Source organism: Brevundimonas sp., from assembly GCF_041648055.1.
GTDB lineage: Bacteria > Pseudomonadota > Alphaproteobacteria > Caulobacterales > Caulobacteraceae > Brevundimonas.
In genome coordinates this window covers 41,515-55,414 of record NZ_JBAZPS010000009.1, presented here as the reverse complement: position 1 = coordinate 55,414, position 13,900 = coordinate 41,515, and the positions used below count along the sequence as shown (strand labels likewise).

General features: G+C 62.6%; 12 protein-coding genes and 1 pseudogene. 10 read left to right on the top strand and 3 right to left on the bottom strand.

The features are described from left to right. Together WC585_RS14160 and WC585_RS14155 are read right to left on the bottom strand one after the other, a co-directional pair. Complete coding sequence (locus tag WC585_RS14160; protein ID WP_373258564.1) at positions 1-747, bottom strand: PspA/IM30 family protein; 747 nt, start codon at positions 745-747, stop codon at positions 1-3. A 15-nt stretch (positions 748-762) separates the two neighbouring features. Beyond that, the gene (locus tag WC585_RS14155) at positions 763-1,368 is read right to left on the bottom strand and encodes a YjfI family protein (RefSeq protein ID WP_373258563.1); all 606 of its coding nucleotides are present in this window, start codon (positions 1,366-1,368) and stop codon (positions 763-765) included. 131 nt (positions 1,369-1,499) lie between these two features. Between WC585_RS14155 and WC585_RS14150 the strand changes: the two genes are divergently transcribed. The 10 genes and pseudogenes from WC585_RS14150 (at position 1,500) to WC585_RS14105 (ending at position 10,374) form a co-directional block, all read left to right on the top strand. After that, positions 1,500-2,591 (top strand): potassium channel family protein, encoded by a 1,092-nt coding sequence (locus WC585_RS14150; RefSeq protein ID WP_373258562.1) that lies wholly within the window; start codon positions 1,500-1,502, stop codon positions 2,589-2,591. Between the two features lie 8 nt (positions 2,592-2,599). After that, positions 2,600-3,262 carry a YjfK family protein gene (locus WC585_RS14145; protein WP_373258561.1) on the top strand — a complete coding sequence of 221 codons (663 nt, stop codon included), beginning with the start codon at positions 2,600-2,602 and terminating at the stop codon, positions 3,260-3,262. A 25-nt stretch (positions 3,263-3,287) separates the two neighbouring features. Next, the gene (locus WC585_RS14140; protein WP_373258560.1) at positions 3,288-3,701 is read left to right on the top strand and encodes a DUF350 domain-containing protein; all 414 of its coding nucleotides are present in this window, start codon (positions 3,288-3,290) and stop codon (positions 3,699-3,701) included. 4 nt (positions 3,702-3,705) lie between these two features. After that, a complete protein-coding gene (locus WC585_RS14135; protein ID WP_373258559.1) occupies positions 3,706-4,332 on the top strand; it encodes a DUF1190 domain-containing protein in 627 nt (208 codons plus the stop codon). Positions 4,333-4,392: 60 nt separating this feature from the next. Further along, positions 4,393-4,875 (top strand): PH domain-containing protein, encoded by a 483-nt coding sequence (locus WC585_RS14130; protein ID WP_373258558.1) that lies wholly within the window; start codon positions 4,393-4,395, stop codon positions 4,873-4,875. Continuing rightward, entirely contained in the window at positions 4,875-6,425 is a 1,551-nt protein-coding gene (locus WC585_RS14125; protein WP_373258557.1) for a PH domain-containing protein, read from the top strand. The genes WC585_RS14130 and WC585_RS14125 overlap by 1 nt, the downstream gene beginning before the upstream one ends. A 349-nt stretch (positions 6,426-6,774) precedes the next feature. Next, positions 6,775-8,181 (top strand): tyrosine-type recombinase/integrase, encoded by a 1,407-nt coding sequence (locus tag WC585_RS14120; protein WP_373258556.1) that lies wholly within the window; start codon positions 6,775-6,777, stop codon positions 8,179-8,181. Positions 8,182-8,436: 255 nt separating this feature from the next. Beyond that, positions 8,437-8,970, top strand: a complete 534-nt coding sequence (locus tag WC585_RS14115) for a hypothetical protein (protein WP_373258555.1) — start codon at positions 8,437-8,439, stop codon at positions 8,968-8,970. Continuing rightward, a complete protein-coding gene (locus tag WC585_RS14110; protein WP_373258554.1) occupies positions 8,967-9,350 on the top strand; it encodes a hypothetical protein in 384 nt (127 codons plus the stop codon). Before WC585_RS14115 ends, WC585_RS14110 begins: the two co-directional genes overlap by 4 nt. A 135-nt stretch (positions 9,351-9,485) precedes the next feature. Continuing rightward, a pseudogene (locus WC585_RS14105) lies at positions 9,486-10,374 on the top strand (IS110 family transposase). 425 nt (positions 10,375-10,799) lie between these two features. On the opposite strand, the gene WC585_RS14100 reads toward WC585_RS14105, so the two are convergent. Next, positions 10,800-13,856, bottom strand: coding sequence for a DEAD/DEAH box helicase (locus WC585_RS14100; RefSeq protein ID WP_373258553.1), 3,057 nt, complete (start codon positions 13,854-13,856; stop codon positions 10,800-10,802). Positions 13,857-13,900 lie beyond the last annotated feature (44 nt).

Below are 13,900 nucleotides of genomic sequence, written 5' to 3'. Positions count from 1 at the left end.
TCAGGCCTTGTCGCGGTCCACGGTCTCGCTCTGCTGGATCAGCGGCGTCACCACCTGCACCTCCTTGGGGGCGGACAGGCGGGCCAGGACGTCGTCGGCGGACGAATGGCCCGGCAGGATGCCTGCCTCCTTCAGCTTGGCGTCCAGATCGGCACCCGTGCGTTTGTCCTCGAGTTCCTGACTGGCGCGCAGCTTCTCTTCGTTGACGGCCTGGCGCTGCTTGATGCGTGCCAGGCTGTCGGCGGCCGAGCCGATCCGGGAATGAGCCCCCGCCGATTGCAGGGCCACAGACGTCTGGGCTTTCTGGACCGAGTCATTGACCTTCACGATGTCGATCTCGCGTCGCAGGGTCTCGATCTTTTGATCCGTCTGGGCGATGGCGGTGCGCAGTCGGGTCTCGGCCTCCTTCATGCCGCCGATCATCGGCTCGCGCTCGCCGATCTGCTGCTCCAGCTCGGCAATACGGACCGCAACCTCGCGCGCCAGAGCCTCCTTGCCCTGCGCCAGGGCGGCGCGGACGGAGTTCTCATATTTGGCGATCTGTTCGCCGAAGCTCTTGAGCTCGTTCTCGGCCATGCGGCGGCGCGCGACCAGACCGGCCAGGTCGTCACGGGCCTTGCCCTGAGCATTGTCGGCGTCGCGGATTTCCTGGTCAAGGATCTTCAGGGCGTTGGCATCAACGACCTGCTGGCCCGCCTCATGGGCGGTGCCGCGGAACAGGGCCGAAAGTTTGGCGAGCATGGACATGGGTCGGTCTCCGGATCAGGCAGCGGCGGCGTCAGCGCCGAACGTTTCGCGCAGTTCGGTGGCGTCGATCGCGTTCTCGGCCAAGGTGCGCAGTTCGATCAATATGGTCTGAAGCGTCGTCTTGCACGACAGTTCGCCCATCAGCTCATAGACGTCCTGGCCATCGACCGTAGTGATGGCGAAGTTGGACAGGGGCACGACGCGCTGGGCCTTCAGCAGGAAGGTGTTGAACCGGTCGGCGTCCTTCTGTTCGGACACCGGCCACAGAAGTACCGAACAGACGATCTGGGCTCCGCCCACCGACAGATAGATGGGCAGGTCGCCGTATTCATTCATCGTGGCCAGCAGGACGGGCTCGGCTCCCTCCAGCACTCGCAGGGTCATTTCGCCCTCGCGGACCAGGTCAGAACTTTCCAGCGCAGTCTTGATGGCCGGTACGGTCCAGGACGTTTCGATCACGGCATCCATGGGATGGTTCACTCCAAAGGGAACGGTGGAAGGGTTGCGACGCGGGCGACGAACGATCTCAGGTCCGCGTGTCGACTCGGTGACGATGGCGTGGACCGCCGCCTTCACATCCTCTCGCGCGGATTCCGGCACCCAGAACTCCAGCTTGACCATGCCCGCCTCACGCCGGGCCTTGCGCCAAGCACGTATACGATCATTCGCCGAGGGCAAGGGTTTCGAGGATTGATTACGCATGTTTCATGTAACGCGTAACAGGAACGGTTGACATTGGCCAGCCGTCTGCGATGACTTCACGCATTCCGGGCATGGGGCCCGACCGGGGTCAAGGGCGAATGCTGCTGCCGCGACTGAAACTGGCGCGCATATTCGACAAGGCCTTCCACGCGATGGCCGATCTGCACTGGACCATGCTCGCGGCACTGATCGGGCTTCATGCCGGATCGACCTGGCTACTGTTCGATATCGCAGGCGAGACGGAACTGACGTCGCCTGTGACCTTCTTCTACTGGTACGCCACGACGGCCTACACCGTCGGCTATGGAGACCTCAGCCCTGGAACAGACCTCGGCCGATTGATCACGGCGATCTGGGTGTTTCCCGGTGCCATCGCCGCCTTCACAACCGTCGTGGCCAAGGTCCTGGGTGCCATCGGCGACATCTGGCGCCTGCGCCGCGCTGGCAAGGGAGACTATTCTCGCATGACCGACACCATCGTCCTCATCGGCTACCACCCGGCGCGGACCGCCAAGATGATCGAAGAGCTGTGTTCGGACCTGAATCCCGATCAGACGCTGGTGTTGCTGACGCGGCAGGCCGTGACCGACCTCGACAGCCGCATCCGCTATGTCCAGACCGAAAGCCTGACCTCGGTCGCCGCCCTGACGCGCGCGGGCGTGGCCCAGGCCTCGCGTGTTCTGGTGTTCACCAACTCTGATTCCGACACCCTGGCGGCGACACTGGCGGCGACCGCCCTGGTACCTGCCCAGGCCCATGTGGTCTGCTATTTCGAGAACGAAGACCATGCCCGGCTGGTGGATCAGCACTGCCCCCAGGTCGAGGTCGTGCTGTCGGCCGGACCCGAAATGGTAGCGCGCGCCTGCAAGGACCCCGGCGCCAGCCAGGTCATCAGCGCCCTGACGAGCCATCTGGACAAGGAGGCGACCCTGTTCAGCCTGCAATGGCCGGACCGGGCCGCACGTCCATTCGGCGATCTGGCCCGTGCCCTGCTGGATCGCAGCGCGACCTTGCTGGCCATCCAGCCGGCCGAGGCGACGACCCCGACCTTCAATCCCGCGCCCGATCGACCCGTTCAGCCCGGCGACCGGCTGTTCTATGTCGCGTCAAACAGGGTCGATGCGGCGGCCCTGGCGGGGTAAGAGGGGTCATGTTCAAGCGTCTGTTCGGTTCCGGCGACAAGACCCCGCCCGCGATCACCCTGGCCGAGGTGCGCAACATCACGGTGGGCCGGACCGTCTCTCTTGACCCGCTGGCCTGGGAGCGGCTGGGCGACGAGACCCATTTCACCCTGGACCGCGACGCGCTGGAGATCACGGCTCAGGGGCGTGTGGTGCTGGACGGCGGCCAGCATGTGCACCGCTTCTACACCGACGACCATGTGATGCTTCAGGCCATGAGCGACAGCCCCGATGGTCAGGGGGCCTATGACTTCACCCTGTTTATCCCGTGGACCTCGGCCTATCCGCCCGGCGCGCGCGAGCGCCGGATGTGGCGCGACCGCCTGTCGGCCCCTGTGTTCGACGGCGCGGCCGAGGAGCTGCCGGCCTATCCCCGCTTCTGGTTCGCCGAAAGCGACGCGATCCAGCCGCCGGTAGAGCTGTGGGAATCCCTGTTCGACGATCGGGCCGCGACGGTGCCCTACAGCCGCATCTTCCAGACCTGCATGCTGTATGCGCGCGACCTGTCGGGCGGGCGTGAGCTGATGATGGCACTGGAAATGGAACCGCACGACCAGGACGACATCGTCGGCGACGTCACACACGAAATCATGATCGGCATTCCACTGGAAATGGCCGAGTTCCGCGCCTGACCGCGCAACACTGACTGGGGGTAACATGTTCGACTGGTTCGCATTTCAGACGGGGGCCACCGCCTTCATCATCGCCTTTGCCGCTGCGGTGGCCTTCTTCGTGGCGTTCAAATTTATCTACCAGCTGGTCACGCCGTACCATGAGAGCAGCCTGATCCGGCAGGGTAACACCGCCGCCGCCGTGTCGCTGGGCGGGGCGCTGATCGGCTTCGTTCTGCCGCTGGCCTCCGCCCTGTCCCAGACCGTCAGCCTGATGGAGTTTGCGGCCTGGGCTGTGCTGGCTGGGGTGATCCAGATCGTGGCCTTCATCGTGGTCAGCCGACTGGTCTATCGCGGACTGGCTGCGCGGATCGAGGCGGGCGAGATGGCGGCGGGCATCTATCTGGGATCCATCTCCATCGGCGTGGGCCTGCTCAACGCCGCCTGCATGACGGCGTGAGGCCATGATGACCGACGACATCCAGACTCCAGCCCCCGCCTCCACCATGCGCCGCCTGAAGCGGTCGAAGACGCTGCATGTCTCCAGCCTGATGGCGACGGTCAGCTTTTCCATGGCTGCCTGCGGCTCGCCCCAGCGGTCAGTACCGCAGCCCGAGCCTGTGCCAGCTCTGGCCTACACCTCGGTCGCGGAGTGCCAGGCGGCCAACGACATCCCCGATGCCGAGTGCGACACCGCCTATGCCGAGGCACAGCGCGTGGCTGCCGAAACCTCGCCCCGCTATGCGACCCAGGCCGAGTGCGAGGGGGCATGGGGACCCGAGCAGTGCCGCCCGCTGAACAGCGGCGGTGGCTCATTCTTCGGTCCGTTGGCCACAGGCTTCATCATCGGCCAGTTGCTGAACGGTGGCGGCTATCGCGGCGGCGGACCGCTGTACCGTGACCGGGACGGCCAGTATTCCAACGGTTACGGCGGGGGTTACCTCAGCCGCGACTACAGGACCGGCCGGACGATCACCAATGCGCGGGACCATACACCCGAGGCCCGTCAGGCCCCGAGCCGCGTGCAGAACCGCACGACGGTGGTCTCACGCGGCGGTTTCGGGGGCGGCGGGCGGGGCTATGGCGGATAGCATCCGCTACACTGACGAGACACGGTCCCGGCCATGCCAGCCCTGGATGGTCGGTTATCGATGACTGCCCAGATCATTCCCCTGCAACCGCTGGAGCGCGGCTATCTGAATGTGTTGCGTGTGCGATCGGCGATCGGCTGGCTGACGCTTGTTGCGATCGCAGCGATTGCGGATGGCGTACTGCAATGGCGCGTTGATACGGTGTTCGGGCTTGTCACCGGTCCGGTAGTTGTCTTCGGAGCCTTGTCCACGATTTTTCTTGTTCCGGGACGCTGGCGGCGCTGGGGTTATGCCTTCACCGACCGGGAACTGCACGTGGCCCAGGGATGGCTCACCCAGATGCACACCATCGTGCCCGTGTCGCGTGTCCAGCACATCGACGTCAGCCAGGGGCCGATCGAGCGTAGCGCCGGTGTAGCAACGCTCATACTCCACACGGCCGGCACCGAAGGCAGCCGGGTCATACTGCCTGGCATAAGCCGCCAGCGCGCCGAAGAAATCCGTGATGCCATTCGCGGCCGGATCAGCGACGCGCCCTGGTAATGGAGCCCCGGCAGCCTATCGATCCAAGTATCCTGCCGCCGCGACGGCTTGATCCGCGGACCATACTCGTTCGCGCCCTGCCCGGTTTGCCGTCGGCCATTTTCGCCGTGCCGTTTATCCTGACCGCCGTGCAAGGCGAGGGACTGGCTCTCATTTTCGCGCTCGTCGGGCTTGCGCTGGCAATGGCCGTCACGGGCTTGATCAGCTGGCTTCACTGGCGCGGCTTCACCTATCAGGTCTTGCCAGACCAGTTGGTGATTTCGCGCGGCATCCTCAATCGCACACACCGCTCGATACCGGCCGAGCGCATCCAGGATGTGTCTATCAAACGCAGCCTGATCGCACGGGCGCTGGGTCTGGCCGAGGTGCGCATCGAGACGGGTGGCGGAGAAGCAGACGAAGGCAGACTGGACAGCGTCAGCCTGGACGAAGCCTACCGCCTTCGCGCCCTGCTCAGGGGCCTCAAAACGCGCCAGGCTGTGGCCGAGACCGCAGTCAAAGCCGAAGCCGACGTCAGTAGCGGAGACGAAGAGACCCCGCTGTATCGAATGGCGCTTCCTCGCCTGCTCTATTTCGGCCTGTTCAACTTCTCGCTGGTCTGGATCGCGGCCATTTTCGGTGCGGTCCAGTATCTCGACCAGACCCAGGTCTTTGACTGGGGCCGCTGGCTGGACCTGCTGGATGTGGCCGAACGGGAGCTGCAGGCGCGGCTGAATGTGATGCTGGCGATCGGCTTCGTTGGACTGGCCGTACTGCTCGGGATCGTCGTCGGGCTCGTCCGAACCGTTCTGCGATACCATGACTTCAAGCTGGCCTTTGCCGAAGGTCGTTTTCGCTATAGCTGCGGATTGCTGACCAGGACCGAAGTCGTGGTCGCGCAACGCCAGATTCAGCTTGGCCTGATCGAGCGCGGCGCTGTCAGCGGACGTCTGGGGTGGGGCGCGTTCAAGGTGCAGACCCTGGGCAGCAGCGACCATGTGTCAGGCCGCCAGGAGCTGGCTCCCTTCGCACGACCGACCGAGATCGAACCGCTGGTCGTCCACGCCGGACTGCCCCCCTTCGATCAATGCCTGCTTCGATCGGTATCGCGCTGGCATGCCGCCGGGGCCTGCCTCGGGTCGGTAGTACTGCCCGCCGTTATCGTTCTGGTGGCCAGCCTTTACTTTCCTCTGGCCGCCAGCCTGCTGCTGGTTCTGCCGGTCCCGCTGGCGGTGTCGCTGCTGCGGCCCCGCTTTCATGGCTATGCCTTGGCTGAGACCTGCCTGAACGTCAGGCGGGGTGTGCTGAAGCAGCGAGACTGGACGGTGCCATACGGCAATATTCAATCCGTCACGGTAAGGCGGGGACTGCTTCAAAGGTGGCTCGGTCTCGCCACCGTCAGGATCGATACGGCAGGTGGGAGGGGTATCAATGGCCCCCATATTCATGACCTTAGCGACGATAAGGCTGCCGAGCTAGCGCTGAGCCTGGTCCATAGGATCGATGCGTCTGGGACAGCTGAAAACAGGATCCGTTTCGACAACACCCCTAGTGTCGCGGACATCTCCTGAGAACCGCCCGATCGTCGGGACGTGCCCGATCCTTCAGACGCGGCGGCGGCGGCCGTGACGCAGGTTCAGCAAGGCCCAGCCGCAGACACGGATAAGATGGTACGTCCTCTCGGGCTCGAACCGAGGACCCTCTGATTAAAAGCCGCCCTAAAGGGGGATTCAGCAGGTTTCAGGGGTGTTCAGAAACGGCTACAACATATTGGTATAAAAGAATAAAAGTTTTCACTGGGTTTCAGGTCGTTTCAGGAAATTTCGACGATTTGTGTCCCCTGTGTGCCCCCGTTTGGTGTGAATCGGTCTGGATTTCAGGGTCATTCTGAGGGATTATCGGTGCGTGCCGAAGGTGAGATTGACAGATAAATCCGTCGCCGCCGCCATCGCTCTCGCGGGAGAGCGCATGGAGCTTAGTGACGACCATCCGCATGCCGCCGGGCTGATCCTGAGAGTGAACGCCACCGGGCGCAAGTCCTGGTTCGTCCGCTACCGAACGGATGATGGAGTGCAGCGCCGCTTTCACCTTGGATATTACCCTGAGGTGGGGCTGGCCTCAGCCCGCCAGCGCGCCGCCGCTGCGCGCAGCAAGGCCTTTGATGGTGGAGACCCCAGTGGCCAGCGCCGGATCGAGAAGGCCACGGCCGCAGCCCTGCCTCTCAAGACGTTCGACGACCTCACAGAAGCCTATTTCGCCGCCTGCGCCTCCGGCGAATGGCGGCCTCGCAGCAAGACGAAGCGACCGGACACCCTGAAGCGCGAGCGCTGGCTGCTCGAGCGGTATGTCACGCCGAAGATCGGCCCGCTGCGCCTGGAGGAAATCCGCAAGCCGCAGATCAAGGCCCTGATCCGCGCGCCCATGGAGAAAGGTCTGAACACGACCTCCAACCACGTCCGCGCCCAGCTCCGGCAGATGTTCAACTTCGCGATCTCCGAGGACCGCATCGAGTTCAACCCCGTCACCGGCGTGAAGGCCATGGGCCAGGAGAAGCCGCGCGAGCGCGTGCTGAAGGATTCCGAGATCCTCGCCATCTGGCGCGGCGTCGACCGGCCGGAGACGCTGCGCAAGCCCGATACCGCCTACAGGGACGGCAAGGTCTATGTGACGCCGCGCGTCGCGATCGCTATCAAGCTGCTTCTGGTCCTGGCCCAGCGGCGCTCCGAAGTGACCGGCATGGCCCTGTCGGAGCTCGACTTCGACCAGCGGATCTGGACCATCCCGGGAGAGCGCACCAAGAACGGTCGGACCCACAAGGTGCCCCTGACCGCTCTGGCGATTCAACTCATCCACCAGGCGCTCGCACAACAGGCCAGCGAAGGCCTTGCCCCCTCCCCCTACGTTTTCCCGTCCCAGTGGGATGTCGACGAGCCCATGGGTGCCAACGCCGTCAGCCACGACCTGCGCAATATTCGGATCGCCCTCGGCCTGGAGAGGCTCACGCCGCACGACCTGAGACGGACTGCTGCGACCAATATGGCCAGTGAGCGCCTGCGGGTGCAGCCCTTCATCATCGGTCGCGTCCTGAACCACACCAGCGAGACGGGCGGGGCGGCCATGATCACCCTGTCGACCTATGCCCTGTACGACTACATGGCCGAGAAGCGCGACGCGCTGACAAGATGGAGCGCCCTGCTCGCTGCGATGGTGTCCGCCCAGCCTCGGGCCAATACCGCCGCCTCCCTCCCGGCTGCTCTGCCGGATAATCCGCTGGCCGGCGCGCAAACGTCTGACGCAGACTATTATCTGGAACTCGCCGGAGCGTGATGTCGCCGAGTTAGACTCTGCACCAGCGCGACGACGCATCGCCGGCGGGGTCCTGGTTCGTCGACCTGCATCTCATACTGCAGCGCATTAGCGAGGCTCCAAAGGTCGCTTGAGAAGCTTAGATGCGAAAGTCTAGAAAGCGCCAACAGCGGTCCTCAGCAGACTGCCTGAAAGCCGACATCTAGGCCAAATAAGCGCGCGCGCTCAGCTGGCGTTTCGTGTCCCTTGCGCCTATCCCTGCTAAGAAAATGAAGGATGCATCCTCTGGATCAGATTGTTTCCAATCCCGCAGGCATCCTGCAGCGCCCAGTGCTCTACGCGACGGTGACTCAGCTCGCGTTCAACATCAACGAGCGCTATTATGGAGGTTTGCACTATATGTGGTGCACTCCGTGCTTTGATATCAATCTGCGGTCGGCAATCTACACGGTGCCGCCCACCTCCTCACCGTTCCAGATTTATCAGACGCTTGCGCAAGAAGTAGCGGCCGCCGACCTCCACAGTGACAAGATTACTGCAAACAGAATCGGCATTCAGCGGGGGGCGCTGAAGAAGCTTGAGAGAGGCATGATCGATCAGAGGACCGCCGACCGCATCCAGAATACTGCCGCAGTGGCTCCTGCTGCGAACTTCAAGCCCCTGCTGTGCGTGATCAGCGCAGACCGAGCTCAGCCATACTGTACAGAGGTCGATATCTCCGCGATGGCGAATCCGTTGTCCCAAGAGTTCATCGTCGAGGACCTGCCGCACTCAACTTTCGACGTCATCAGCATCGGGACGCCACAATGATCGACCTTCGCCCCATCACAGATGGCTATTCGCGACAGGAGGTCACCGACGCCGTGTACTACGCAATACGGTTCGTGAAGCAGGGAGCAGCAGCTCGACAGGCCGGCAAAGACGTTTTTCAGGACGCGAGACGCAGTACTCCAACACCCCGCACGCGCGATCTGACGATGTCGCTTGTGCATGAGCTTGAGAGTGCGCTCGGACGTCAAGAACTTCAGTTTCAGGATGGCGACTTTCAGAAATCGGTGGGTGCCCTGTCCAGTCTCACAGAACGCTCGACGGAATCCATGACTGACGCGGATCGCGCTGAAGCTGAAGCCTTGGCTGAAGAGCTGTCGTTCGATCCCACGCAGTCGAACAGTGACGCTCTCATTGGTTGAGGCACACCTACTTCGAGGTGCAGCCTCATAGGCTCTGTGCCGGACAGCGCCAGGAGCATGCGTAATCGGGCGGTCCTGCGAAGGGGCAAGCTCCCATAGAGTGCTCGGCTCAGTCCGAGAGGAAGGGAGACTACGATGTTCTACGCTGCATTGGATGTGTCGCTGCGCTCAGTGGCGGTCTGCATCATCGATAATGACGGTAAGGTCCGCCTCGAGCGGTCCGTGCCGTCAGACGTGCCGGACCTGGTCCGCTGTCTGAGCGAGTTCGGAGAGCCGATCCATCAGGTCGGTCTCGAGGCGGGCACGCTGACCCAGCACCTGACCTATGGTCTTCGTGAAGCCGGCTTCGACGTGGTGTGCATGGAGGCGCGACAGGTCGCGGCGGCGCTGTCGGCCATGCGTAACAAGACGGACAAGCACGACGCCCGCGGCATCGCCCAGATTCTCCGCTCCGGATGGTACAGCCGCGTTCATGTGAAGAGTGTCGAGAGCCACCACCTGCGGGCGCTGCTGACCAGCCGCAAGGTGATGCAGCGCAAGTGCATCGACCTGGAGAACGAGTGTGCTGTTCGAGACCTTCATGGAGCTCGACCGGCGCGTGAGGAAGGCGGCTCACGAGGACGAGGTCTGCACCCGGTTCATGGGCATCCCCGGCGTCGGCGAGATCACCGCCCTGAGCTTCAAGGCCGCCGTCGATGACCCGGCCCGCTTCAAGAGCTCGCGCACCGTCGGCGCCCACTTCGGACTGACGCCCAGACGCTTCCAGTCCGGCGAGAAGGACAATCCCGGCCGCATCTCCCACGCCGGCGACTCCGACGTGCGCGCCACCCTCTACGCCGCCGCCAACGCCATGCTCATGCGCTCGATCACGTGGTCGAGCCTGAAGGCCTGGGGCATGCGGCTGATGAAGACCAAGGGCCGCCGACGCGCCATCGTCGCCGTCGCCCGCAAGCTTGCTGTCGTCCTGCACCGCATGTGGGCCGACGGCACTGAGTTCCGGCACGGATCGGAGGCTGCGGCATGACCTGACCTACCCCACCACGATCCGATCCTGGCCGGATCGTCCCACGCGGACGACGGGATGGATGAAGCCGAAAATGTCTGCTGCGCTCCGAGCGCGACCAATAGCGAGGCTCTCCAGACCCTGATCCCATGCATGCGTGCAGCGGCTCCGCTCGCAAGGAGCCATCCAGACTGCGAAGAGAAGCGTGACCCGTGTGATCGATCAGGCCGACGATCAATACCAGCTTGACCCCCATACCCGATTAGAGAAGCGGACATTAGGCCGAGGTCCAGAAGCGGTCACACAGGCTGCTGGCGAACCACCACTCGACGATGCCGCTAGTCGTTAGTCGTTAGTCGTTAGATTAATCGGTTCAACGCCGACTTCCCTTTTCAGATCAGTTATCACCAGGATCGGTCTCGACTAGTGATGCGACCTGAACAGGCCTAGTCGTGGCTCAGTTCATCGAGAACCGTCCCGAAGTACGAGGGAAACCGGTCGATGATCGCCCTGGCTGCCTGAGGTTCACCGCGTACAGCCTGGCGCACGTCCTGCTTTGTCGTAACTCCCTTGAACCGATTGCCCAGTGCGGACGCGACAATCCGATCAGCGAAGCCCGCCTCGTAGAACGCGATCTCAGGCTGTTCGCGCAATCCGTACTTCACCACCTTCTGGAGTTCGCTAAGGCCAGAGTGGAGGAAACCTTCGTCATCCTCGGTGAGATCGGCCATTGAGGCTACCACCATGGCTGCATCATAACCGAACCCATTCTCGCATAGCGCGACGACGTGCTCGACGGTGGGGTGACGCGTGCTGAACCGTACGTCGGCTTCGGCCAATGGGGTGTGGATCTCGCCGAATGCAGCGCCATCGCACCAGGAGATGAAGGCCGGAAGTGCGGCTCGGCGGTCGGACATGCCAAGAAGTGATTTAGACGTTACCGAGTCCAACACACGTTCAGCGACTGCCTGGAGCAGACTTCCGTCTTCAGCGGCTTGCTCCAGCATCTCATTGTTCTCGACGAGCCAGCGCTGCAAAGAGGAAATGGCCGAGGGTGCCAAAGGCGAGACCCGAATGAGGTTTCTCAAATCCTTGTCCGCGTTCTGTCGAAGAGCGACGGCAATACTCCGGAAAATCTCGATCAGCCTTGGCTTTTGGTCCGCCTCGGCGAGGAAGTAAGCAAGGGTGCTTTCCGCTAGTTCTTCGACGCGATTGACAGCATCGTCGTCATCGAAAGTCATGTGTGCTGCCAGAAAGGCTGCAATGTTTTGGATTGCCCGGGCGCGATCGTTCACGAACAGGGTGAAATCCTTAGTATCAATCCGAGCGTCGATCGCCTGTGCGGCCGCCGTGATGTTGGCGACTGTTTCGCCATCGGCGAAAGTTAAGTCCAACCATTCGTCGCGCAGCGCCATCACAATCGGAGGCACCCGCTGAACGTAATCTCCCAAGAGCGCCAAAATGCCGCTGACACAGGGTTCCGCGTTCGCGGGGTTCAGGAGACGTTTGGTCTCCTGCCAGCCGTATATGCCCCGTCTGTGCTCCCGGTGATCGTAGACCGAAGACGTCGTGAAGATGACGCTTCCCTCAGTGTGCATACCCGCGCGGCCTGCCCGACCGATCAGATTGTGGAAGTCACGGACGAGAATGCGCTCCCTGCCTTGCTGGGTCGCTGTGACCAGGAGGTACTTGATCGGGAAGTTGACGCCCTGAGCCAGCGTGGATGTGCAAACGACGAAGCGGGCGAAACCTGTCTTCATCGCGTGTTCGATGGAAAGCCGAAGTCCCTGGGGTGTGTCGCCGTGATGAGTCAGGATAGCGAGCTCAGCAGCTCTCGATGCGCTCGCGTCCGGGCCCAAGTGCGCGACACTGAGAGCGTGGATTCGCTCGATCTCGCCTTCGTCCGAAACCGCAAGCGGGTTCGGCAGATCGATCTTCTTCTCAAAGAAAAGCTCCGCGGCGCGGCGCGCAACGCCGGCGGCCGTATCCTTTCGCCCGCAGAAGACCGCAACGCTGCCGTTGGCTACGATGTGAAGACCGAGATAGAGCGCGACGTCGGGCCCGGTATTTTCTGGAAAGAACCGTGGTGTGCGCTGCTTCCCTTCGAGCGGGATCACCGTCCTTGCGATGAGGCGCGGAACGAAAAACTCGCGCTCCTCCGGGTCGCTCGGGCTGACGTAAGCCAGTTGGCCGAGCTCATTTTCCCAACTCGCAAAGGCGATGCTTCTGGTCGTGGGTAAAAGGCCATCTCCTCGGACGACGTTCGCCTCGCCGATCAGCCATTCCGCAATCTGGTCGGCGTTTCCGATCACAGCGGAGATGAGAATGGTTTGCGCTTCTGGCGAGAGCGACATGCGTAGCGTGGATAGAAGAAGTTCGTAGGTTGGGCCGCGCGTCATGCCTTCGAACTGATGGCCTTCATCGTAGATGATGAGGCCTATCCGCTCCGCCAGATCGGGATTTCTGCGAATGAGATAAAGGAGTTTCTCCGGCGTAACGATCAAGACGGTTTTCCGCGTCTCTTCGTCATCAAAGAAGAGGTCTACTTGGTAGGCCTCGCTGGCTTCAGTGACCGTGATCGCCTCTCCAGAGAAGGCCGACGTGAGGTCAGAGCGTATGTCATGGCAAAGAGACCGGTAGGGCGCGACGATGACAGCGAGCTCGGCCCGGCCCGACAAGAAAGCCGACCGGATGATGATCTCTGTCGCGCGCGTCTTGCCTGCACTTGTCGGCATTTGAATGACGACCGACCTTCCGCGAAGGACGTCCGCATCACAGATCTTCTGTTGGGCGGGCCAAAGCTCCTTGGGGAAGCTTGGTTTCCGCAGAGCGGGCCGCCAGGCATCAAGCGCTAGGTCCGACGACCGGCTCAGATAGGTTCGGGCAGCAGCCCTGACCTTAAGCGCACAGATGGCGCTCACCAGATCGGCATACAGAAGCTCCCTCACCGAGCCTTCTTTGTAGACCTGTCGTCGAAGGTTTGCGCAGGCAACCGCGACCGCGATCGCGTCGTCTTCTAGTAGGAAAAACCTGCGGAGGGCGGCCAGAACCTCATCGGCGACACCATCGGAGTCATCTGGCCCCTCGAAGTGGTTGGACAAGATGGAGTGAACGAGTCGCTTTGTGCCGCCCTCCAGGTCGGCGGCAGGAGACGGCGTGCCGCGGATCACGACGGTCGCGCTGCCAACGCTGTGCCCGATATAGTAGGCCGCCGCAGCTAAAAGAGAGAATTCTGGCGTAATCTCCTCATCAAGCCGGGAGTTGAGATAGGCGTCAAAAAATGTCGCCGCGAACCCTAGGAGCTTATCAGGATCCAGGTCGGCCCATTCGTCCCAAAACTCCGGCACGCCCCCGCTCAGCTCCGAAAGTGGATCTCCTGGGGTAAACTCGTCGGCCATTGTGGAGGCCAAGTCTCCGAGGATGGCGACCGCCAAGGAGAACAGGATGTTGGGGTCGCGCGGAATCGCAATGTGGTGCTCTTCCGGAACCCGGAACTCGTACATCTTAGCCTTGGACCTCGTGTAACGAAGGACCGTCCGTGCGGCGC

What these genes read in the sequence shown, in the direction of transcription:
- WC585_RS14130 (WP_373258558.1), top strand. Translation starts at nt 4,393, where the DNA reads ATGACTGCCCAGATCATTCCCCTGCAACCGCTGGAGCGCGGCTATCTG.
- WC585_RS14110 (WP_373258554.1), top strand. Translation starts at nt 8,967, where the DNA reads ATGATCGACCTTCGCCCCATCACAGATGGCTATTCGCGACAGGAGGTC.
- WC585_RS14160 (WP_373258564.1), bottom strand. Translation starts at nt 747, where the DNA reads ATGTCCATGCTCGCCAAACTTTCGGCCCTGTTCCGCGGCACCGCCCAT.
- WC585_RS14150 (WP_373258562.1), top strand. Translation starts at nt 1,500, where the DNA reads ATGACTTCACGCATTCCGGGCATGGGGCCCGACCGGGGTCAAGGGCGA.
- WC585_RS14135 (WP_373258559.1), top strand. Translation starts at nt 3,706, where the DNA reads ATGATGACCGACGACATCCAGACTCCAGCCCCCGCCTCCACCATGCGC.
- WC585_RS14140 (WP_373258560.1), top strand. Translation starts at nt 3,288, where the DNA reads ATGTTCGACTGGTTCGCATTTCAGACGGGGGCCACCGCCTTCATCATC.
- WC585_RS14155 (WP_373258563.1), bottom strand. Translation starts at nt 1,368, where the DNA reads ATGGTCAAGCTGGAGTTCTGGGTGCCGGAATCCGCGCGAGAGGATGTG.
- WC585_RS14145 (WP_373258561.1), top strand. Translation starts at nt 2,600, where the DNA reads ATGTTCAAGCGTCTGTTCGGTTCCGGCGACAAGACCCCGCCCGCGATC.
- WC585_RS14125 (WP_373258557.1), top strand. Translation starts at nt 4,875, where the DNA reads ATGGAGCCCCGGCAGCCTATCGATCCAAGTATCCTGCCGCCGCGACGG.
- WC585_RS14115 (WP_373258555.1), top strand. Translation starts at nt 8,437, where the DNA reads ATGCATCCTCTGGATCAGATTGTTTCCAATCCCGCAGGCATCCTGCAG.
- WC585_RS14100 (WP_373258553.1), bottom strand. Translation starts at nt 13,856, where the DNA reads ATGTACGAGTTCCGGGTTCCGGAAGAGCACCACATTGCGATTCCGCGC.